The organism is Sphingomonas pollutisoli (assembly GCF_029167165.1).
Lineage (GTDB): Bacteria > Pseudomonadota > Alphaproteobacteria > Sphingomonadales > Sphingomonadaceae > Sphingomonas > Sphingomonas pollutisoli.
In genome coordinates this window covers 66,256-87,851 of sequence record NZ_JARFNJ010000003.1, presented here as the reverse complement: position 1 = coordinate 87,851, position 21,596 = coordinate 66,256, and the positions used below count along the sequence as shown (strand labels likewise).

Below are 21,596 nucleotides of genomic sequence, written 5' to 3'. Positions count from 1 at the left end.
CGGCTATGAATCAGCAAAATCACGCGGCCATGCCGATCAAGACCGGAGCCGATGTCACCGCCACGCTTGCTACCTTGGTCGCTGCCATCCGCGAAAAGCCTTCCGATCTGCAATCGCGCATGTACCTGTTCCAGTTGCTTTGTGTGGAAGGGCAATGGGAAAAGGCGGGTGCGCAACTGCGAGCGCTGGCCCAGCTCTCGCCCGAGGCGCAGATGCTGGCGGCCGCTTATGGCCAGGCGATCGCCGGCGAGACGATGCGCGCTGCGTGTTTCGCCGGTCGCGGCAAGGCATCCCTGCTGGTTGATCCGACCGGTTGGGCATCCGATCTGGTCACGGCGATCGAGGCTGAAGCGCAAGGCGACGTCGCACGGGGCGTGCAATTGCGCTCCGACGCGTTCGATCGTTGTCCGCAGACGGGCGGGAGCGTCGATGGCCGGCCGTTCGAGGCGCTGTTCGATGGCGACATGCGCTTTGGGCCGACTTTGGAAGCGATCGTCGCCGGCCGCTGGGGTTTGATCCCCTTCTCTGCCATCGAGGAGATCATCACGGCCGGCCCGATCGACATGCGCGATCTGGTGTGGCTGCCGGCCGAGATCCGGTTTCGCGAAGGGCCCGCGCTCGCGGCGCTCCTCCCGGTTCGCTATCCGGGCGTGGAGCGCGAGGCGGATGCCGAACTGCGGCTGGCGCGGCGCACCGAATGGCGTGAGACGTCCTATGCGGTACACGGCGCCGGTCAACGCATGTGGACCACCGACACGGGCGAGGACGTCGGCATCCTGTCGTTCAGCCGCATCGCGTTCGTGCGGCCATGACGCCGACGCGCGCGAACCCGACCTTGTTCGACAAGCTCGTCGCGGATCTCGAGCTCGATGGGCTGCGCTCGGACGCGGAAGAGGTCGGCGCAATCGACCGGGCATCGCTGCGCTACTATACCGTGCCGCGCATCGAGCGCTTCAACGAAGCCGCCCTGCGCGCCACCGTGTTGCGTGAGCTGAACTGGCTGCTCAACACGACCAACCTTGCCGCCGTGCAGGATCTCTCGAGCGTGCCCGAAGTGGCGGCGTCGACGCTCAACTACGGGTTGGGCGACCTGACCGGTCGGTTGCTGACGCGCCCCGGCGTACAGGCGCGGGCACGGGAGATGCGGCAGTGCATCGCCGCGTTCGAGCCGCGCGTCGCGCGAGCCAGTCTCGACGTGCAGCCCGATACGGATCGGGGCCGTCCGCACCGGATCGGCTTCGTCATCCGGGGCGATCTGACCGCGGCCGCGCGGGCGCTGCCAGTGGTGTTCCGCAGCGATTTCGAGATCGACACGGGCGCCGTGGAACTCTGGAGCGAGTGATGGATCCCCGGCTGCTCCAGGCATATAACGACGAACTGATCTATCTGCGGCAGACGTCGCAGGAGTTCGCGTCAGAGCATCCCTCCGTGGCGGGTCGGCTCGGCTTGGGCGCGGTCGGCGACGTCGATCCCCATGTCGAACGGCTGCTGGAAGGGGTCGCCTTCCTCGGCACCCGCGTGCAGCTCAAGTTGCAGGATCAGTTCGGGGACTTCACGCAGCACCTGCTGAACGCGATCCAGCCGCATTACCTCGCCCCCACGCCCTCGATGTGCGTCGTGGCGTTCGAGCCGCGCGAAGGCGACGTGGCATTGGCGCACGGCATCGACGTGCCGCGCCACACGGCGATGCGCGGCACGGCCGCCGATCGCGACCAGACGCCCGTCACATTCCGAACCGGCCAGGCCGTGACGTTGTGGCCGTTGCAGTTGATCGAGGCGGAGTATCTGCCCGGCCGCTCCGAAGTCGCGCCGTTCATCGCCGGTCATCGCGGCGTGCCGGTCGAGGCCGGGCTGCGGCTGCGCTTCGCCGCCACCGGCGGGGCGAAGCTGGAGACGCTTCACCCCGGCCGCGTGCCGCTCTATCTCGACGGCGCCGGCCCGACGCCGGGCGAATTGTACCGGCAGATGATCGGCGATGCGGTCGCCGTGGTGGCGCGGCCGGCGGGATCGGCCGACGATGTCAGCGCCGGCAAACGCCTCCCGGTGCCGGTGCCGCATGGCTTCGCGGAGGATCAGGGGCTGCTGCCGGGCGACAAGCGCTCACACCGTGGCTACCGCCTGCTTGGCGAGTATTTCGCCTGCCCGGAACGCTTCCTTTTCGTCGGGCTGGACGGCCTTGCCGATGCCTTCGCCGCCTGTGCCGGGCACGATGCCTGCGACGTGGTCATCTTGTTCGGCCAGTCCGCCGATGCACTGGCGCGCGCGGTGTCGCCCGGCAACTTCCGGCTGTTTGCGACGCCGGCCATCAACCTGTTCGAAAAGCAGCTCGACCGGATGGCGATGGATGCGTTCACCCACGAACGCCAGGTCATCCCGGACCGGACGCGCCCGCTCGATTACGAGGTGTATCGCATCCTCGACGTGCGCGCCCACGGGCATGAGGCGACCGAGGTCCACCCGGTCGCACCGCTCTACGATTTTGCCGGCTTGCTGCACGATTGGGATGATGCCTTGTTCTACGTGAGCAGGCTGCGTCCGCGCCGGCTGTCGACACGCGAGCAGCGCGCGCGCGCGCGCGGCGACTATGTCGGCGTCGAGCATTGGATCAGCATGAGCGCGCCTGGCCGCCCGGATCGGCTGGAGGAGATCCGTGAACTGTCGATCCGCGCGCTGGTGACCAACCGGGAACTGCCGATGCGGATGCGCACCGGTGAGGATGCGCTGCGGCTGGAGGAAGGATTTCCGGTCCGCACGACGACGATATTGCGCGCGCCTACCCGCCCGCGGCCGCCGCTCGCGCTCGGCGATGCGGCGTGGCAGGTCATCGGCCACCTCACCCCGAATTTCACCGCGTTCGCCGGCGCGCGGGACGGCGATGCCGCGCTGCTGCGCCGCCATCTGGCGCTCTACGGCCAGGTCGATGATCCCGGTGTGCGCCGTCAGGTCGAGGGTGTGCGCGCGATCCGCTCGAGCCCCGTCTCGCGGCGTGCGCCCGGTCAGGGATCGGGCGCGATCCTGCGCGGGCAACGGCTGCATATCACCCTGGACGAAAGCGGCTTCGAAAACGGCCGGGCGTTTCTGTTCAGCGCGGTGCTCGACCGGTTCCTTGCCGAGTTCGCCGCCGTCAACAGCTTCATCGAAACGGCGTTCGACAGCCTTCAGCGGGGAGGATTTGCGCAATGGCCCGCACGTCTCGGCCACCGTCCGACCATTTGAGCTTGCTGGCGCGCGCCGCGCCGCATGTCGATCGGCTCGCGCCGCTCGCGCTGCTGCGCGCGGTGGAAGCGCGTGCGCCCGGACTGCCGCGCATCGGCCATTCCAAATTGCCGTCCGACGATGTGGCGACACTCGCGCAGACGCCGATGATGGCGTTCCCGGCGGCATCGTTGAGCGCGATAACCGTGGACGGTGCGCGGCCGCGCATCGAAGGATACTGGCTCGGCCTGACCGGCCCGATGGGGCCGCTGCCGCTGCACCTCACGGAGTTCGCCTCCTACGAACGCCGGTACGCCAGGAGCCAGCCGTTCGGGAACTTCGTCGATCTGGCGGCGGCGCGGATGCTGCAATTCTTCTATCGTGCCTGGAGCGCGGCCAGCCCGGCCGCCAGCGTCGATCGGCCCGATGACGATCATTTCGGTGATCGTCTCGCCGCGTTGACGGGCGCGGAGGAGGGTGCGGCAGCCGGCTCTCCGTTTCCGGCCCGCGCACGCCTGCGGTACGCCGCCTTGTACGTCTCGCCCCGCAGCGCCGCCGCGATCGCCGACGCGGTCAGTGATCTGCTGCGCGTGCCGGCGCGGATCGTGGAGAACGTCGTGCGCTGGCGTGACGTCGAACCGGAGGACCGGACGGTCTTGGGCGATCGTTTTGCCGGGCTGGGGCAGGATATCGTCGCCGGGGGGCGCGTGCAGACCGCGCAGGATGCGTTCCGCGTGGTGCTCACGCTGCCGGATGCGCGCACCTACGCCGAATTCCTGCCCGGCGGGCAGCGCTTCGCGATGGCAACCGCCGCGCTCAATTCCTTCGCACCGCCGCATCTAGAATGGGAGGTGGAGCTGGAACTGCCCGCGTCGGCGATCGCCCCGGTGCGCCTGGGTGGTGGCATGCGGATCGGCTGGTCCGCCTGGACAGGCAAGCCCCGCGGCGAGGAGGCGCGCGCGGACGCGCGGCTGGGGCCGAGCGCGCGCCGGATCGCCGATCACCATAACAAGGAGCATATATCGTGACGGAGATCAGCCGGTCCGCCCTGTTCGGGCGCCTTCATCCTTCCGCGCGCAAGGCGATCGAGACCGCGACGGGGCTGTGTCGCCAGCGCGGCAACCCTTATGTCGAGCTGGCGCACTGGCTGCACATCATGGCGCGCGACGGAGGCAACGATGTGGCGGGCATCCGCGCCGCCTTCGGGCTCGACGATGCACGGCTTTCGGCCGATCTCGTCGCGGCGCTCGATCAATTGCCGCGCGGAGCGACCGCCGTGTCCGACTTCGCGCCGCAGATCGAGGAACTGATCGAGCGGGGGTGGCTCTATGCCTCGCTGCTGTTCGGCGACCGGCAGATCCGCACCGGCCACCTGATCTTCGCGATGCTGAAGACGAGCGGACTGCGGCGGCTGGCACACGGCATTTCGGCCGAGTGGCGCAAGATCGACGCGGACCGGCTGGCGGCCGACTTCGCGGCGATCACGGACACTTCGGTTGAAACCGCCAGCGCGATCGATGCGCCGGGCGGGGGCGAACCCGTCGCGCCGATCCCCTCCGCCGGCGAGAGCGCGCTGGCGCTGTACGCGGTCGACCTCACGGCCCGGGCGCGCAGCGGCGCGATCGACCGCATCATCGGCCGCGATGCCGAGATTCGGCAGATGGTCGATATCCTGCTGCGCCGCCGTCAGAACAACCCGATCCTGACCGGCGAGGCGGGCGTCGGCAAGACGGCGGTGGTGGAGGGGCTGGCGCGTCGAATCGCCGACGGTGACGTGCCGCCGCCGCTCGCCGACGTGGCGATCCATGCGCTCGATCTCGGCCTGCTACAGGCCGGCGCGGGCGTGAAAGGTGAGTTCGAGAAGCGGTTGCGCCAGATCATCGACGAAGTCGAGCGTTCCACCCGCCCGATCATATTGTTCATCGACGAGGCGCACACGCTGATCGGCGCGGGCGGGTCGGCCGGTACCGGCGATGCCGCCAACCTGTTGAAGCCGGCGCTGGCACGCGGATTGCTGCGCACGATCGCGGCGACGACATGGGCGGAATATCGGCAATATTTCGAGAGCGACCCCGCGCTGACGCGCCGTTTCCAGCCCGTCACGATCGGCGAGCCGGATACCGATCGCGCGATCGCGATGCTGCGGTCGCTGACCGGAGTGATGGAGGCGCACCATCAGGTCGTCGTGCTGGACGAGGCGATCGAGGCGGCGGTACGCCTCTCGCAACGCTATGTGCCTGCGCGGCAATTGCCCGACAAGGCGGTGAGCCTGCTCGATACCGCCGCCGCGCGCGTCGCCGTGTCGCGTCACGCCATGCCGGCGGTGGTGGAGGATGCGCGCCGACGCGTCGAACTGCTCGAAACCGAACGTGCCGTCGCGGAGCGCGAGGCGCAGGGCCGCTACGACCGCTCCGATCGTGTGGCGGCCGTGGACGCGGCGCTGGCGAGCGGGCGCGAAGATCTGGCGGAACTGGAAGTGCGCTGGAACGCCGAACGCGATGCACTCGCTGCGGTCGCCGCCGCGCGAGCGGCGCTGATCGCGCATGACAGCGCGGAAGCGGAGGCCGCGCTTGATGCGGCGGTGGATGCGGCGCGGGCGCTGCAGGGCGACGATCCGATGATTTTCGGGGAGGTCGATGCCGATACCATAGCCGCCGTCGTCGGCGACTGGACGGGAATACCGGTCGGTCGCATGGTTCGTGATGAACTCGCCGGCACGCTGACGATCGAAGCACGGTTGAAGTCGCGGGTGATTGGCCAGGATCATGCGATTGATGCGATCGCACGTCGTATCCGCACCAGCCGGGCCAAGCTCGACGATCCGGGCAAGCCGGTGGGCGTGTTCATGCTGTGCGGGCCATCGGGCGTCGGCAAGACCGAAACCGCGCACGTCCTCGCCGAGCTGCTCTATTCGGGTGGCGACAGCCTGATCACCATCAACATGAGCGAGTTCCAGGAGGCGCATTCAGTCTCCACCCTGAAGGGCGCGCCCGCCGGTTACGTCGGCTACGGTCGCGGCGGCGTGTTGACCGAGGCGGTACGCCGCCGGCCATATTCGGTGGTGCTGCTCGACGAGATCGAGAAGGCGCACCCCGACGTGCATGAGATGTTCTTCCAGGTGTTCGACAAGGGCTATATGGAGGATGCGGAGGGCCGGTTCATCGACTTCCGCAACACGATGATCCTGCTGACGTCGAACGTCGGCACCGATCTGATCGCCTCCTTGTGTGAGGATGCGGACCTCGCGCCCGAGCCGGAGGCGTTGGCGGGCGTGCTCCAGGCCGAGCTGCTCAAGGTGTTCCCGCCCGCCTTGCTCGGTCGTCTCGTCGCGCTTCCGTATCTGCCGCTTTCGGCGGCGATGCTGCGCAGCATCATCGGGCTGCAACTCGATCGCGTGGTGACGCGCGTGGCGGAGAATCATGCGATCCGCCTGTCGTATGATGCCGAGGCGGTGGACCTGATCGCGTCGCGCTGCCTCGAAGTCTCCTCGGGCGGCCGGATGGTGGATGCGATCCTCACCAACACGCTGTTGCCCGAGCTGTCGACCGCGCTGCTGGAGCGGCAATTGCGTGGCGAGACCACCCCGTCGATTATCGTCGGCGTGGAGGATGCACGCTTCGCATATCGCTTCGGTGACGCCGGGCCGGCCATGACCGCGCTGGCAGAGGCGGCGGAATGAGCGACCCGAACGAAACGCCGCCGCCTGATCGCGCGGACGGTACGCCGGCGGATGCGGCGGACCCGATGACGATCATCACCGCCGACGACGCATCGCCGCCACCCGCGACGGGGAGCGTGCGCCGGTCCGACGGTGGGATAGAACCCGGCGATCTGCTCAACGGCATCTACCGGGTCGATCGGTTCCTCGCGCGCGGCGGCATGGGGGACGTGTACGAAGGCGTGAACGTCGAGACCGACGACCGCGTCGCGATCAAGGCGATCCGCCGGCATCTCGCCAGCGACCCCAAGATCGCCGCGCTGTTCCGCAAGGAAGCGCGCGTGCTGACGCAATTGTCGCACCCCGCGATCGTCCACTACCGCGTGCTCGCGCGCGAGCCGCAGCTCGACCTGCTGTATATCGTCACCGATTTCGTCGATGGCGAGGCGCTGTCCGAGCATCTCGACGGCACGCGCCCGAGCCTGTCGCGCGTGCTGCGACTCGCGCGCCGGCTGGCGGGGGGCTTGGATGCCGCGCACCAGCTCGGTGTGGTCCACCGCGATGTCTCGCCCGACAACATCCTGCTGCCGGGCGGCTCGCTCGGCAAGGCCCGGATCATCGACTTCGGCATCGCCAAAAGCCTCGAAGTCGGCGCGGAGACGGTGATCGGCACCGGCTTCGCCGGCAAGCTCGGCTATGTCGCGCCCGAACAGTTCGGCGAACACGGCCGCGAGATCGGCCCGTGGACGGATGTGTACAGCACCGCCCTGGTGCTGCGCGCGTTCGCGAGCGGACGCCCCTCCGACATGGGCACGACCTTGGCGGAAGCGGTGGAACGTCGTCGCGCCGTGCCCGCGCTCGACGAGGTGCCGCCCGAACTTGCTCCGGTGCTGGCGCGGATGCTGGTGCCGGACCCGGCCGGACGGCTGCCCTCGATGGCGGCGGTGCTCGAAGCGCTGAACGGCATGGACGCGGTGGGCGCGCCGGTGGCGACGGCATCGGCCGCGTCGTTCACGCCGGCACCGACCACCTTCATCGCGGCGCCGCAGGGTCCGGTGGACAGCAAGCCGACCGTCGCCAACCCGGCCACCGGCACACCCAAGCGCAAGCGCCGCCCGGCTGGCGCGCGCGTGATCGGCGGCGTTGGCGCCGCGCTGGCCCTGGCGGGCGGCGTGGCGGTGCTGCGCCCGATGCATGGAACCCCGGCCACCCCGGCGCCGGTTGCCACACGCCATGCCGCTGCCAAATCGGCGGCCTTGCCACCGATGCAGGCTGCGCTTGCCGCCTTGCCGTGCAGTTGGGTGTCGGCGCCCAACTTCCGCGCGGGCGATGTGGCGGTGCTGACGGGTGCCTCGGCCGATCCCGCCGCGCTGGCCAGCCAGGCACAAGCCGCATTTGTCGCAAACGGGCTGAAGCCCGCCCGCACGGATAGCTCGGCCGTGTTGCCGATGCCGCCCGCCGGGTGCGAGATGACCGCCGTCGCGCGCCCGCGCGCTGCCGGGCTGCATGACCTTCCCGAAACGTTGGTGGCGGCGAAACCGGTGCTCGCCTTGGCGCCGCAGACGCCGGGCTGCCCCGCCGATCCACGCGCGCGGCCGGAGATAAGCTGGTCGCAGGGCGGCAGGCGAGAGTTCGCGCTGCTGGCGCTGCTGCCCTCAGGCGCGATCGTGCAGATCGCCGGCAGCCGGGGTGAGTTCGAGCAGCAGGCACGGCTCCACCCCGATTTCTTCCAGGATCATGGCGATGGCAGCTACCGCGTCGGCATGTGCCTTTCGCGCCCGGGGCCGGTGGGGTTCCTGCTCGTCCAGTCCGACACGCCGCTTGATCTGGGCATGACGTCCGGGCGACCGATCGAACCCGCCGGGTATTTCTACAAGGCGTTCCAATGGCAGGCGGCACGTCATGGCTGGGTGACGCAGGCAGCGTGGATCCGGGTTGATGCAGCGGTGGCGGCACCGCGCACCGCTTCCTTGCCGGACGCGCGCCCGAGCCCGCGTGCGACCCCGGCCGCTCAAAAGTCGCCGACGGTTCCAAGTCGAAGCGCCACGAACGAGACGGAGATGAGCAAGATCGCGCTGTGCCGCCGGTTCGCCGATCAGCGGTGGCAGGATCTTGGACAGACATCGTTCGGGGCTTGCGTCGCGCGGGTCTACGCCAACGATTGCGACGTGACCTATGGCTATTACGGTACGCTTCCGATCCGGCGCTATCGCGGCCAGATCGAGGGCGAGGTCGGCGGGCGGTGGTCGGCATTGCTGCGCGCGCCCGGATGCCACCGTGGCGCAGGCGGCTTATTCGGGTTGCTCGGGGGGCGGGCACAACATCGTCACGACTGAAAAGCGGGTTCGAAGCGTATCGAAGCGAATATGCGGAAACGGAAAGTTCGCCGTGCCGGCTGGGCGCACCTATCTCTCGTCTCTCGTGGAGCTGACAGCACTTGCAAGCCGGCGAAACCGGACCCGCCGCTGGTGCTGTCGCTCGTCCGCACTGCCCGGCGCTGGAGTATGGCGCTCGAATACAGATGCATGAGTCCAGGATGGTGGCGCGCCGTGCCGGCCGCCCATTGGGTGAGATAACACGTTGAACGAGTTCGAACTGAGACTTCTGCGGGTGCTTCATGCTCTCTTGGAGACGGGCAGCGTCAAGCACGCCGCCAGCCGTCTCACCGTCAGTCCATCGGCGGTCAGCCACTCGCTAAGAGCGCTTCGGACACGCTTTTCCGACCCGCTCTTCGTACGCGTCGGTGGCAGTCTGCAGCCGACTCCGCTCGCGCAAGCGTTACGGCCCGCACTTCAATCGGGGCTCAACGCGCTGGCGGGCGTCCTCAATCAGACCGTCGAATTCGACCCGGAGGACTCCCGCCGCACGTTCTCGCTCGTCTGTGCGGACTTGCCGCTGATTACCGCCATGCCCCGGTTGATCGGTACCGCACGGCGGCTTTGGCCACATCTCGACTTCAGGATCAGCGGCGTTCGCTCCGGACTTCAGGCGGATTTGGCGAGCGGGCGGCTGGATCTGGTGCTGGCCGGCGCCGAGATGGAAGGCCGACTGGCGCTCGACGACGAATTGATGCGCAGCCGGATCATTTCCGAACCGCTCGTCAGCGTCGTGGCCGCGCATCACCCGCTCGGCGGGAAGAGCCTATGGACGCTGGAGGATTTCCTCGCCTTTCCCCACGTACTGGTCAGCACCGCCGGGCTGGGGGAGGGACTCGTCGATTCAGCGCTCCGGGCGGTCGGGCGAACCCGTCGCGTCGTCGTCACGGTTCCGAATTTTTCGGCCGCGGGAATGTTCGTCGCGAACTCGGACATGATCGCGACGGTGCCGGTCTCGATGGCGCGGCGGGGCGTAGAGCGTTTGGGTCTGAAGGTCGTCGATGTGCCGCTCGAGTTCGAAAGAGCGGAAGCCTATATGTGGTGGCACCCCAGGTTTCATCATGATCCGGCGCATGCCTGGTGGCGCAACCAGTTGATGGACGCATTCGCCGATTACCGTCAGTAGCTGCCGGCATGTCCGGACCGACCCGCAGCGGTCAATCCGGACATCCGCCGTCAGGCGAGCGCTTCGGCGAGGAAATCGAGCAGCAATCGCTCCACGTAGTCGGGTGCTTCCAAGTTGGCGATGTGTCCCGCGTCGGGGATCAGGCTGAAGCGGCAGCCGATCTGCTCCGCCATGGCGCGCCCTTCGGCTGCTGGACGGGCCTTGTCATCGGCGCCCGTGGCGACGAGCGTCGGCATGGTCAGGGTGCTCAAGGCCGCAAGCGCCTCGCGCCGGCCGAAGGTCATCCGTCCGAGTGGGACGACGCTGTCGAGCAGCCTCGCGGAATTCCAGGTGCGCAGGCGCGTGGCGACATCCTCGCGGCAACCGGGGGAGTGTGTGTCGATGGCTGGTGAGAAGAACATATCCAATGCGGTCGCGACGACCGGCGGCGGGATCACGCCCGCCTGTTCGACCGCGGCGAGCATGCCGAAGTAGGCGTCACGCGAGGGTGCCGGTTCGGCGGCGAGCGAGGTATCCATCATGACGAGCGCGCTGACCCGCTCCGGCGCCATCAACGCCAGTTCCGCCGCCCACATGCCACCCAGCGACAGCCCGATCACCGCGCATCGATCGATCGCGAGATAGTCCATCAGCGACAGGTGCTGACGAGCGAGATCAGCGATATCGCGCGTGTCGGCCGGCATCTTGCCCGAACGACCATGACCCCACATGTCAGGAGCAACCACGCGATAGCGCGCGCTGAGCGCTTCGAGCTGGGGCGACCACATCCTCGAATCGAACAGGTAACTGTGGCCGAGCAGGACGGTGGGGCCGGTGCCGGCGACAAGGACATTCATGGTCGAGCCTTCCAGCTCGATCTCGTGCTCAGCGAATTTCATGGTCGGGTCTCACAGGCAGATAGATATAGGGGGCGGAGCGGGGCGATCTGCCGCCAAAGCATCCGCCGAGTATCCTTGGATCCTCCCATCGGCTCTATGCGCACTCAGCAAACGGAGACACAGGAACATGGCGACGCCTGTAACATTCGCTGATGGCTGACCGTCAGGCAGGCAATGTCCGCAAAAAGCCGAGCAGCGCCGCGAAATACGCCTTTTGATCGTCCCACATGGCGAGGTGGCTGCCGGTCTCGCTGATGAAGAGCGACGAATGCGGGATGAGCTGCGCCTCGCGTCGAATGCTCTGCGGGTCCATTTCATCGTAGCGCGCGCCCATCACGAGCGTTGGCGTCTGGATGCGGGGCAGATCCGCCCATCGATCCCAATCGCGCAGATTGCCGGTCAACGTGAACTCGTCCGGCCCCTGCATCTGGTTGTAGATGACCGGATTGATCCCGCCGAGGCTGCGGAGCACCGGCTCGGGCCAGGGGTCGAGCCGGCAGATATAGCGCGCGTAAAGCTCGCGCTGGATGATGCCGCTATATTCGTCGCCGCCCTGCTGGCCGGCCTTCTCCAGGGTCTCCAAGCGCGCCTTGACCGGGGCGGGAAGCTGATCGCGCAGTTGACGCGTATAGCGTCCGTAGTCGCCGAAGCTGGCCGCCATGTCCGACAGGACGAAGCCGCGCAGCCGCTCGGGATGCCGGAGCGCATATTCGATGCCGAGGATGCCGCCCCAGCTATGCCCTGCGAGGATCATATGATCGAGGCCGAGCCCGGCGCGGACCTGCTCCACCTCATCGAGATAGCGGGGCAGCGTCCATAGACGGGTATCGTCCGGCTTGTCCGAACGCCCGCAACCGAGCTGATCGTAAAAATACAATTCATACCCGGCCTTCGGCAGATAATCCGCGAAGCACTGCATGTAATCGTGCGACAGACCCGGGCCGCCATGCAGCAGCAGAATCTTCTTCGGTCCGCGTCCGAGCCGCTGCGTCCAGACCCGATGACCATTGGACAACCGGATCCACTGCACCCCGCCGGTATCGGCAGGCGTGGTTGCCGCCCGCAGCGGAACCGAACACGTCGCGGCGCCCAATCCGGCCAAGGCCCCGTACGTCAGAAACTCACGCCTCGTTGTCACTGCCGCCCCCCGTCGCAATCGTGCCCACCACGCTGTATTTCCACGTCGCGGCGCATACGGGGCGATGATGGCGCGGGCAAACGTCGACGCGTTACTCCGGTAACTTTGTACACGCATGGCGCGGCCTGACGCGGGCGTCGTCAGAACAGCGCCTCCACCTCCGCCTCAAGTCGATAGCCGAAGCCACGCTCGGTCTTGATGAGGCCCTCGCCGCCCGGCACCCGCGCCAGCTTCTTGCGCAGGCGCAGCACCTGCACGTCGACGCTCCGATCGAAGATATCGTCATGCGCACGGGTGGCGCGCATCAGATGGACGCGTGACAGCGACCGCCCGGGGGCTTCGAGCAGCGCGGCGAGCAGACTGTACTCGCTTTTGGTGAGATCGACGGCGGTGCCATCGGGCGCGACCAGCGCGCGCTCGGCGTGGCGCATCTCCCAGCCCGAGAAGCGATAGCCGCCGCGCAAGGGCGCGCCGATGACGCGGCCCAGTTCCTGCCGCCGCAGCACCGCGCGGGTGCGCGCCATCAGTTCCGCGAGGTTCAGCGCGCCCGAAAGGACGTCGTCGGCGCCGAGTTCCAGCCCCACGATCGTGCTCACGCTATCGGCGGCGCCGTCGTCGTACAGGATCACGGGCACGTTCGAGCGGCTTCGGATCTCGCGCAGCACGTCGAGTGCGTTGCGGCTGCTCAGCCGCGCGCTCAGCGCGACGAGGCTCAGTTGCCGGCTGTGCAATTGATGCGCGACATCGCGCGGGCCGGAACCGATCGACGTCCAGCGACGATCGCGCAGATAGGATAGAATGCGGTCCCGGCCGCGCTCGTCCTCGTCGATGACGAGGATCCGGCCGACGCTGGTCGCGCGACAGGCCGGTTCCGGGAAAGCATGCATCGGGAAGCGGTACATTGGAGGACTCCGCAAAGGCTCGCGCCGGGGTGGGGAGCGAGGCGGTGTGCCCGCCCGGCGGCGGGCACACCGATCTTGGCCGGACGGCTAGATCCGATGCGTCGCGCGCAGGCTGGCCGCGGCCTGCTCGCCGATGATCGCGCACGGGGCCTGGGTGTTGCCCGTCGTCACGCGCGGCATGATCGAGCCGTCGGCGATGCGCAGCCCGTCGATGCCGTAGACGCGCAGCTCGCCATCGACCACCGACATGCTGTCGCGGCCCATCTTCGCCGTGCAGGTCTGGTGCCAATAGGTCACCGCCGATTCGCGCACATAGTCCTTCAGCGCCTCGCCCCGCAGGGTGCCGGGCATCGCCTCGCCGCGCACCAGCGGTCGGAACGCCTCGGCATTGCCGAGAGCGCGGCAGAGTTCAATGCACGCCAGCGCCGCGGTCATGTCGGCGGGATCCGACATCATGTTGGCGTCGATCCGCAACGCGGCGGCCGGATCGTCGCTGCGCAGCCGCAGCCGCCCGCGGCTGTGCGGCTGGGCGAGTCCGGCGAACATCGTCCAGCCATGCTCAGGCACCCCGCGCGCGGCGCTCCGCTCGCTCGGCACCGGGAACTCGACCTGGCAGAACAACAGGTCGGGCGCAGTCAGCTCGGGGCGGCTCTTCCAGTATATCGTCGCCTCGCTGCCGTTGTTGCGCGGGGCGATCGGCTCGGCATATTCCCAGGTGCAGCCGAACGAGACATGGTCCTGCAGGTTGGCGCCCACGCCGGGCAGGTGCTGGCGGACGGGAATGCCCACCCGGCGCAGCTCGGCCTCGTCGCCGATGCCGGAATGCATCAGCACCTTGGGCGTCTGCATCGCGCCCATTGCGAGCACCACTTCGTGCCCGGCCCCGATCCGCCGACGTTCGCCGCCGCGCACGATGTCGATGCCGACGGCGCGGTGTCCTTCGAACGCGACCCGCTCGACCGTGGCGCCGGTCAGCACGGTGAGGTTGAGGCGGTCGAGATAGGGCCGCACATAGGCGCGGAAGAGAGACTCGCGGCGGCCGTCGCGCACGATCATGTCGGTGATCGCCGCACCGCCCTCGCTCTCCATCATGCGACCATTGGGGCTGTCATAGGTGGGGATGCCGAGTTCGCGCGCCGCGTCGAGCAGCGCGTGCGCGACCGGGCTCGGATCGGCGGCGGGCTGCACCCAGACCGGACCGCCCGTGCCGCGATGGCTGGGGTCGGGCGCGCCCTGCCAGTTCTCGATGCGGCGATAGATGTCGAGCACGTTCTGGTAGTTCCAGCGCGCATCGCCCGCCTCCGCGGCGAAATGCTCCCAGTCGTTGCGGTGGCCACGCGCCCAGACCATCACGTTGACGCTGGAGCCGCCGCCCAGCCCCTTGCCCATCGACATCGACAGCGCGCGGCCGCCTAGATGCGGGTTCGGCTCGGCGGTGAAGCCCCAGTCGCGTTCGGTGCCGAGGTTGGTCGGCCACAGCGCGGGGTCGAGCACGGCTTCGGCCTCGTCGCTGCCGCCGGCTTCGACCAGCAGAACCTGAACGGCCGCGTTCTCGGCGAGGCGCCGCGCGACGACCGAGCCGGAGGAACCGGCGCCGCAGACGATGAAGTCATAGGCCGGCTTGATGTTGGCGGTGAGGCGGCTTTGGTTTTCAGCAGCGCGGCGGAGAAACGCGGCCTGCTCGGCGGGATTGGCTTGGGTCATCATCAACTCCTTCGAATGGCTGATGCGCGATCAGGAAGGAGGCACGCGTGTCCGCGAGCGCGGTGAGGGCGTGGGACACGCCGCCGGCCGCACCAAGGGAAGGTGGCTCTCACTCGATCGCGCCGCCGACCGGAGGGGTTGTCGCCCCCGCTCGCCCGGCGTTCCGAAGGGGATTCGATTCGGGATTTCGCCTCCGGTGCGATCGGAATATCAATTCTATCAAATATGGCAATACTAGCGGATTGTGAATTTGGTTACAGACGTGTTACAGTAGCGTATCCGGCTATGGCTGTGCTCGTGGAGCAGCCGGTCGCGAGGGGTGGCGTCGCGACAGCGCGGCCCTGCGGCGCCCCGGCGGCCATCGGTGCGGGGGATGGCCGTTCTCGACGACGGCCGGCGTGCGACCGTCGAGCCGCGCGGTGAGAAAGTTAGCGCCTGGAGTGCGTCGCGGAACGCAATTTCCGGTCGAGCGCGCGGAGCCGCACTTCGTCCGAAGCGATGGCGGCCAGCGCCTGGATCGTCTTCATCTCGCGTTCGCCGATCACGCGCGGCTTGCGGTCGATCACGCACAGCGCGCCGACGATGAAGCCGTCATCATCCACCACCGGCGCGCCGGCATAGAAGCGGAAGCGAGGCTCCCCCGCCACCGCCGGATTGTCGGCGAAGCGCGGATCGGCGGAGAGATCCGGCACGGTGAACACCTCGCGCTGCAGGATCGTGTGGTTGCAAAAAGCCCAGCTCCGTGGCGTGTCTGCCATGTCGAGACCGACCTTCGATTTGAACCATTGTTTGGTGGGGGTGAGCAGCGTGAGCAGCGCGATCGGGGTGTCGAGGGTCTGCGCGGCGAGCCAGGTCAGCCGGTCGAAACCCTCTTCATTCTCGGAGTTGAGCAGGCCCGAGCGCTCGACCGCCATCAGCCGCCGCCGCTCGTCCCGCGAGACCGGGAAGGCGACGCCCCAGTCAGCGAGCCCGGCGTCGTCGGCGGCGAATGCCGATCCCCGTAGCGTCGCCAGCGCCTGCGCGGGCGTCGCGGCGTGGCTGACGCGGGCGGCGAGATCTGCGGGCACGTCCGCTTCGTTGCCGACCGCAATGATGCGGGTCGCCGAGATCGTCTTGTCCGCCGCCAGGCTCCGCAACAGCGGCTCGCTGTTCAGTCCCGATACGCAGTCGACCAGCACGCCGAAGGGCCGCACCGAGCCGATCGTCACCAGCGCGGCGAGCACGTCATCGAAATAGTCGATCGAGAAGTCGGCGGCGTTCTCGGCGGCGGCGCGATAGTCGGGCAGCCGGTCGTTCGCGGCAACGACGACGAGGATCGCGGAGGTTTCGGTTTCCGCCGGCGACTGCTTGCTGTCGATCAGCGCCAGCACATCCGCGTGATAGACCCGCCGGTGGCCGCCCGGCGTCTTCCAGGAGGGGATCGCCCCACCCTCGATCAGCACCTGCGCGGTGCGTACCGAAACGCCCAGCAATTTGGCGACGTCGGCCGTGGTCAAAATGTCCTTCGTCACGCTTGCGACTCCCTGACCCGCCGGACCCGTCGCAACCCTCGTGCGGCTCTCCAATCTGCTCGAGCGGTATGGGCGTCGATATACTGATAGAATCGGCAACTTAAAGGGCGCGCCCTCCTTACCCAATCGTCGTTGCATGGATCGGTAGCAACGCCGCGCCGAGCGTCGCCGCGCTACCCTCCAGCGTCGAGACCGAGATGCGCGGCGCCGTGCCGACATGGTCGCCGATCCGCATTGTGCCGTAATCGATGCGGTCGACCAGTGCGGTCAGGATGCGGTTGGGCAGAGGGCTGGAGATGACGAACTCGCCGGGGTCGATCCAGGCCAGGCCCCAGTTGATGATCGGTGCGATCTGATGTGCGGCCCGCTCGACCCACCGGGCAACGACCGCCTCATAGCCGCGTGTGACGACATCGAAATCCAGTAGCGAATGGATCGGACACCCTTCGCTGCGCAGCGTGGAAAGAAGATCGAGCGTGGACGGCCGCGGTTGGTCGACCGGATACAGGCTGCCGACCTCGCCCGCACTCGCGGTCGCACCGCGCAGGATGCGGCCATCGACGATGATGCCCGCGCCGATCCCGTGGCCGAGCAGGATCACCACGGCGGTGGAACAGCGCCTCATCAGCCCGCCGACATAATATTCCGCCAGCGCGGCCGCGTTGGCATCGTTCTCGATCCAGACATCGTGACCGATCTGTTCCTCGAACAGCGCCTTCAGATCGACGCCGCGCCATGCCGCCAGGCTATCGACGGTCCAGCGCCGGGCGCCGTCCGGTGACAGCGCGGCGCCCGGCACGCCGACGCCCACGCCGAGCAATCGCCAGCCAAGCAGCCTGTGCGCGATCGCCAACTCGTGCATCGTCGCCATCACCCGGAGCGCGAACGCTTTCGGATCGGGATCCTCGAACGGATGCGAGCAATGCGCGATCACACCGCCCGCATAATCGACCAGCGCGACTTCTATCAGCCCGCGATGCACCACCGCGCCGACCGCATAGCCGGCGGCGGGTGAGATGCACAACGGCACCGCCGGCCGGCCCGGCGTCATCGGCTCCGCACCTGGACTTTCCGCAATCAGGCCATGCGCGAGCAAGGTGCCCGACAGGCGCGTGAGTTTCGATGCACTCATGTCGAGCTTGGTCGCGAGATCCTTGCGCGACCGTGGGCCATGGGACCGCAGAACATTCACGATCCGCCGTTCGTCCTCGTCGAGCCGCAATCCCGAGAATGCCACCACCGCCACGCTCCTTCGCGATTCCGCGTAGCGCATTAATATATTTCGTGAAATTAATTAAAATTGTCACATTGGGCGTCCAGCCGCTGTCGCATAAGAGAACAGGGTGGACGATTATGACGAAATACGGCTTGCGCACGGGGTGCGCCTTCGCGGCGCTGAGCATCGCGGCTTATTCTCCAGCGTCGGCGCAGACCGGGCCGGTGGTGCCCGGCGACGCGGTTGCAAGCGGGACCGCAGACGGCGCGCAGGCGCCCGGTGCGACCGCCACCCCGGAGATGACCGCGGACATCATCGTCACCGGATCGGCCCGCCAGCAGCGTCGCTTCGACGTTTCTTACGCGGTCAATTCGCTCAGCAACGCGGACATCCAGAAGCTTGCGCCGGTCAACTTCGCCGACCTGCTCGGCAAGCTGCCGGGCTTTGCGGTGGAGAACACCGGGGGCGAGGTTCAGAACATCTTCCGCCTGCGCGGCTTGCCAAGCGACGGCGGCCTCGTCACCTTCCAGCAGGATGGGTTGCCGCTGTTCCACGAAAACGACGGCAATTTCTTCCGCGGCGACGATCTCAACCGCTTTGATCTCATGACGCAGCGGGTCGAGGTCGTGCGCGGCGGCCCAGCGCCGGTGTATGCGAGCTACGCTGCGGCGATCGTCAACAACATCACCGTGTCGGGCACCTCCACCCCGCGCGGCAAGGCCCAGATCACGCTCGGCGACACCGGCCTCTACCGGCTCGATGGCTATCAGTCCGGCCCGATCGACGATTCCACCTATTATGCGATCGGCGGTTTCATCCGCCAGCACGACGGCTATCGTGACAACGGCTTCCCCAACGATCGCGGCGGCCAGATCCGGGCGAACATCAAACACGACTTCGCGACCGGCTCGCTGCGCGTTTCGATCAATTATCTCAACGACCACAACGTCTTTTATCTGCCGATCCCGACCGCCGATCCGCGCGATCCGAGCAAATCGCTCAACCAGTATATCGACTATTTCAGCGGTACGATGAACTCGCCGGCGCTCCGCGACGCGACGATCCGCTATCGCCAGGCCGATGGCACCACGCGTACGGTCGGCGCCGATCTCGGCAACGGTCGCCATACCGAATTCGGCAATCTCGGCGTGCAGTACGACACCGATATCGACGGCTGGAAGATTGCCGCCAAGGGCGGAGTCAGCGTCGGCAAGCTGCATTTCGACGCGCTATATTCGACCTCGAATCCATCCGACGCCAACGCATTTGCCGGCAGCTATCTGAGCGCCGCGCGCACCGCGTTCGGTGCCGGTGTCAGCCGGCTCGGCTATGCGATCGCGGGTACCAACGGCAGCGAGGTCTATGATCCCAACGCGGCCTCGGGGTTGGTCGTGCCCGGCCAGTTCCGGGATGTCGTATCCAAATTCTATTCGACGCAAGGCGATGTGAGCGTCACGCGGTCGATCACGACCGGGTTCGGTACACACGACCTGCGCGTCGGCGTGTATGGCAGCCTATATGGTGAAACCAACGAGGTCGCCTATCAGGACTATCTGCTCGAGGTCCGCGGCAAGCCGCGCACGCTCGACCTGATCGCCTACAACGCTGCCGGCCAGGCGCTCGGCTCGGTGACAGACAAGGGCGTGCTGCGCTATACGACCACGCTCAACCGAGGCAACACCGACGCCTCGATGTACGCGCTGTATGCGAACGACACCTGGGAGGTGCTGAAGGGGCTGACAATCGACGGCGGCATCCGCCACGAACGCTACAGCTTCAGCGGCTATGCATTCGCGACGACGTCGGTCGATCTCGGCGATCGCACGACGCTGGCCGACAACAGCGTGCGCGCGTTCACCGGGCAGGTCATCTCGTCGAAGCTCAAGCCCGACATCACCAACTGGACCGCCGGTATCAACTATGATGTCACCCCGCATCTGGGTGCCTATGCGCGCGCCTCGCACCTCGAGACGCCACCATCGACCCAGGTCACCTATCAGATCAACCCGACGATCCTCACCTCCAAGGCGAACCAATATGAGGTCGGGTTTAAGGCCGCGTTCGGGCGCTCCTATCTGTACCTGATCGGTTTCTATACCCGTTACGATCCGCTCAACGCTTCGTTCGTCGCGCTCGATCCGGTGACGGGCCGCAACGATCAGTCGGTTCCGTTCGTCGGCAAGGCGGACATCAAGGGCGTCGAAATCGACGGCAATCTCGCGCTGCCTTATGGCTTCGCCGTGACCGGCGCGCTGACCATCAGCGATCCGAAGTACAAGAGCCTGACCAATGCCAACGGCGCGAGCCCCGGCGACGTGGAGGGCAACCAGATCGTTCGCGAGCCGAAGGTTTATGGCAACGTGCGTCCGTCGGTCGATTTCGATCTCGCGGGCACCGACGTCCAGATTTACGGACGCTACGAATATGTCGGCAAACGCTATGTCGATTTCTTCAACAACACGGCGCTGCCGGCTTATCAGACCGTCGGCGCGGGCGTTACGCTGACGCGCGGCACCTGGCAGATGCAGGTGGTCGGCGACAACATCTTCAACGCGCACGGCCTGACGGAAGGCAATACACGGACCGATCAGTTGAGCGGTCAGGGTACCGCCGACGCGATCTATGGCCGTCCGATCTTCGGCCGCAACGTTCGGTTCGTGCTCAGCAAGTCCTGGTGACGGTTCCGCGCGCGTTGCTCGCCGCGGTGGCGGGGATGTCGCTGGCCGGCGCCGCCGCCCCGCCGGCGGATGTGCAGCCGCCGACAACGGCAGCGGTCACCGACACGGTTGTCGATGGCTTGTCGGCGCGGCTGTTCCCGGTGCTCGGCGCGGTGACGCGTTCGCCGGCACGGACGCGTGCGCTCGACGGCGATGCTGGTGTCGCCGCGTTACGCGCGGCACGCGCGGCTCGGATCGCCGCCTGTGCCGCCGCGCCAGCATGTCTCGTCGAGGCGATGCTCTGGACCGATCAGGAGCGCGAGACGTTCGGACGCGCGCTCGATCGGCTGACGCGTAGCGGGGCCTTGCCGCCACTCGTGCCGGACTCGGACCCCGATCTCGCTGCCGCGCTCGACCGGGAACTGGCCGGTCTGAACGGCATTCTGCGGGTGTACGGCCTTGGTGCGGCGGGCCGGTATCCGAAGATCGACGCGCCGGTCTTCGCCGCCGGAACGCCGTTCTTCACCGACAGCGTCAAGGTCGCGATCGACACCGCACGCGCGGGATCGGACGCGCCGCCGGAGACCCTCGCGGCGGGGATGCGGCTGGCGCTCGCGCTGCTCGACGCGAACGATGCGACGGCGGCGATCCGGTTCGAGCCGCTCGATCGGCGCGAAAACGCCGGTGTGCGCGCCGCCGCCGCGCGTACCCGCTGGTCGGCATACCGCTATCCGTTGCTGATCGTTCCGGGCGTCGGCCCAGAGGATGAGGCGACGATGCTCAGTCCGCGCGGCAAGCTCCACCTCCTGCTCGCCGCCCAGCGCTATCGCGAGGGTCTCGCGCCTTTCATCCTCGTTTCGGGCAGCGCGGTCCATCCGCGTGGGACGCGCTTCGTCGAAGCGGTCGAGATGCGCCGCGCGCTGATCGTACGCTACGGGATACCCGCCGATCGCATCATCCTCGAACCCTATGCCCGACACACGACGACCAACCTGCGCAACGCGACGCGGCGCATGGTCGCGCTTGGCATTCCGATCGACCGGCCGGCGCTGATCGTGACCGACGCCGAGCAGAGCGCGTATATCGAAAGTGCGCTCTTCGCCGACCGCAACCGTACCGAGCTCGGGTATCTGCCCGGAACGGTCGGGCGCCGCCTGTCGCTCTATGATCTGGAATTCCGTCCGTCGCGCCTGTCGCTGCGGCAAGACCCGCGAGACCCGCTCGACCCATGACCGC

15 protein-coding genes are annotated in these 21,596 nt (G+C 67.6%); 9 read left to right on the top strand and 6 right to left on the bottom strand.

Features of this window, described 5'->3' with window-relative positions; genetic code table 11:
- Positions 1-5: 5 nt before the first annotated feature.
- From PX554_RS06910 to PX554_RS06880, 7 genes are all read left to right on the top strand, one after another.
- Positions 6-812, top strand: coding sequence for a type VI secretion system accessory protein TagJ (locus PX554_RS06910; RefSeq protein ID WP_275500142.1), 807 nt, complete (start codon positions 6-8; stop codon positions 810-812).
- The gene (tssE, locus tag PX554_RS06905) at positions 809-1,342 is read left to right on the top strand and encodes a type VI secretion system baseplate subunit TssE (protein WP_093223193.1); all 534 of its coding nucleotides are present in this window, start codon (positions 809-811) and stop codon (positions 1,340-1,342) included. The genes PX554_RS06910 and tssE overlap by 4 nt, the downstream gene beginning before the upstream one ends.
- A complete protein-coding gene (gene tssF, locus PX554_RS06900) occupies positions 1,342-3,216 on the top strand; it encodes a type VI secretion system baseplate subunit TssF (protein WP_275500138.1) in 1,875 nt (624 codons plus the stop codon). The genes tssE and tssF overlap by 1 nt, the downstream gene beginning before the upstream one ends.
- Positions 3,180-4,223 carry a type VI secretion system baseplate subunit TssG gene (gene tssG / locus PX554_RS06895; protein WP_275500136.1) on the top strand — a complete coding sequence of 348 codons (1,044 nt, stop codon included), beginning with the start codon at positions 3,180-3,182 and terminating at the stop codon, positions 4,221-4,223. The genes tssF and tssG overlap by 37 nt, the downstream gene beginning before the upstream one ends.
- Entirely contained in the window at positions 4,220-6,874 is a 2,655-nt protein-coding gene (tssH, locus tag PX554_RS06890) for a type VI secretion system ATPase TssH (protein WP_275500135.1), read from the top strand. The genes tssG and tssH overlap by 4 nt, the downstream gene beginning before the upstream one ends.
- Positions 6,871-9,189 carry a serine/threonine-protein kinase gene (locus PX554_RS06885; protein ID WP_275500133.1) on the top strand — a complete coding sequence of 773 codons (2,319 nt, stop codon included), beginning with the start codon at positions 6,871-6,873 and terminating at the stop codon, positions 9,187-9,189. Before tssH ends, PX554_RS06885 begins: the two co-directional genes overlap by 4 nt.
- Before the next feature lie 244 nt (positions 9,190-9,433).
- Entirely contained in the window at positions 9,434-10,354 is a 921-nt protein-coding gene (locus PX554_RS06880) for a LysR family transcriptional regulator (protein ID WP_275500131.1), read from the top strand.
- Positions 10,355-10,404: 50 nt separating this feature from the next.
- Here the strand turns inward: PX554_RS06880 and PX554_RS06875 are convergent, their stop codons facing one another.
- The 6 genes from PX554_RS06875 to PX554_RS06850 all read right to left on the bottom strand — a co-directional run bounded on the left by PX554_RS06875 (position 10,405) and on the right by PX554_RS06850 (position 17,727).
- On the bottom strand, positions 10,405-11,232 hold the full coding sequence (locus PX554_RS06875) for an alpha/beta fold hydrolase (RefSeq protein WP_275500129.1): 828 nt from the start codon (positions 11,230-11,232) through the stop codon (positions 10,405-10,407).
- 163 nt (positions 11,233-11,395) lie between these two features.
- Positions 11,396-12,247, bottom strand: a complete 852-nt coding sequence (locus PX554_RS06870; protein ID WP_275500127.1) for a proline iminopeptidase-family hydrolase — start codon at positions 12,245-12,247, stop codon at positions 11,396-11,398.
- A 263-nt stretch (positions 12,248-12,510) separates the two neighbouring features.
- Entirely contained in the window at positions 12,511-13,272 is a 762-nt protein-coding gene (locus tag PX554_RS06865) for a response regulator transcription factor (protein WP_275500125.1), read from the bottom strand.
- Positions 13,273-13,359: 87 nt separating this feature from the next.
- Positions 13,360-14,976 (bottom strand): GMC family oxidoreductase, encoded by a 1,617-nt coding sequence (locus PX554_RS06860; protein ID WP_275500124.1) that lies wholly within the window; start codon positions 14,974-14,976, stop codon positions 13,360-13,362.
- A gap of 428 nt (positions 14,977-15,404) precedes the next feature.
- Entirely contained in the window at positions 15,405-16,487 is a 1,083-nt protein-coding gene (locus tag PX554_RS06855; RefSeq protein ID WP_275500123.1) for a GAF domain-containing protein, read from the bottom strand.
- Between the two features lie 118 nt (positions 16,488-16,605).
- Positions 16,606-17,727: an ROK family transcriptional regulator gene (locus PX554_RS06850; protein ID WP_256326151.1), complete on the bottom strand. Its 1,122-nt coding sequence runs from the start codon at positions 17,725-17,727 to the stop codon at positions 16,606-16,608.
- Positions 17,728-17,840: 113 nt separating this feature from the next.
- Here PX554_RS06850 and PX554_RS06845 point away from each other — a divergent pair, with 113 nt between their 5' ends.
- A complete protein-coding gene (locus tag PX554_RS06845) occupies positions 17,841-20,381 on the top strand; it encodes a TonB-dependent receptor (RefSeq protein WP_275500118.1) in 2,541 nt (846 codons plus the stop codon).
- Positions 20,378-21,592, top strand: coding sequence for a YdcF family protein (locus tag PX554_RS06840; RefSeq protein ID WP_275500116.1), 1,215 nt, complete (start codon positions 20,378-20,380; stop codon positions 21,590-21,592). The genes PX554_RS06845 and PX554_RS06840 overlap by 4 nt, the downstream gene beginning before the upstream one ends.
- Positions 21,593-21,596: the final 4 nt, after the last annotated feature.

Bases quoted from the DNA above. Each gene is read 5' to 3' on its own strand.
- PX554_RS06910 (WP_275500142.1), top strand. From the start codon at position 6: ATGAATCAGCAAAATCACGCGGCCATGCCGATCAAGACCGGAGCCGAT.
- tssE (WP_093223193.1), top strand. From the start codon at position 809: ATGACGCCGACGCGCGCGAACCCGACCTTGTTCGACAAGCTCGTCGCG.
- tssF (WP_275500138.1), top strand. From the start codon at position 1,342: ATGGATCCCCGGCTGCTCCAGGCATATAACGACGAACTGATCTATCTG.
- tssG (WP_275500136.1), top strand. From the start codon at position 3,180: ATGGCCCGCACGTCTCGGCCACCGTCCGACCATTTGAGCTTGCTGGCG.
- PX554_RS06885 (WP_275500133.1), top strand. From the start codon at position 6,871: ATGAGCGACCCGAACGAAACGCCGCCGCCTGATCGCGCGGACGGTACG.
- PX554_RS06875 (WP_275500129.1), bottom strand. From the start codon at position 11,232: ATGAAATTCGCTGAGCACGAGATCGAGCTGGAAGGCTCGACCATGAAT.
- PX554_RS06865 (WP_275500125.1), bottom strand. From the start codon at position 13,272: ATGTACCGCTTCCCGATGCATGCTTTCCCGGAACCGGCCTGTCGCGCG.
- PX554_RS06860 (WP_275500124.1), bottom strand. From the start codon at position 14,976: ATGACCCAAGCCAATCCCGCCGAGCAGGCCGCGTTTCTCCGCCGCGCT.
- PX554_RS06845 (WP_275500118.1), top strand. From the start codon at position 17,841: ATGACGAAATACGGCTTGCGCACGGGGTGCGCCTTCGCGGCGCTGAGC.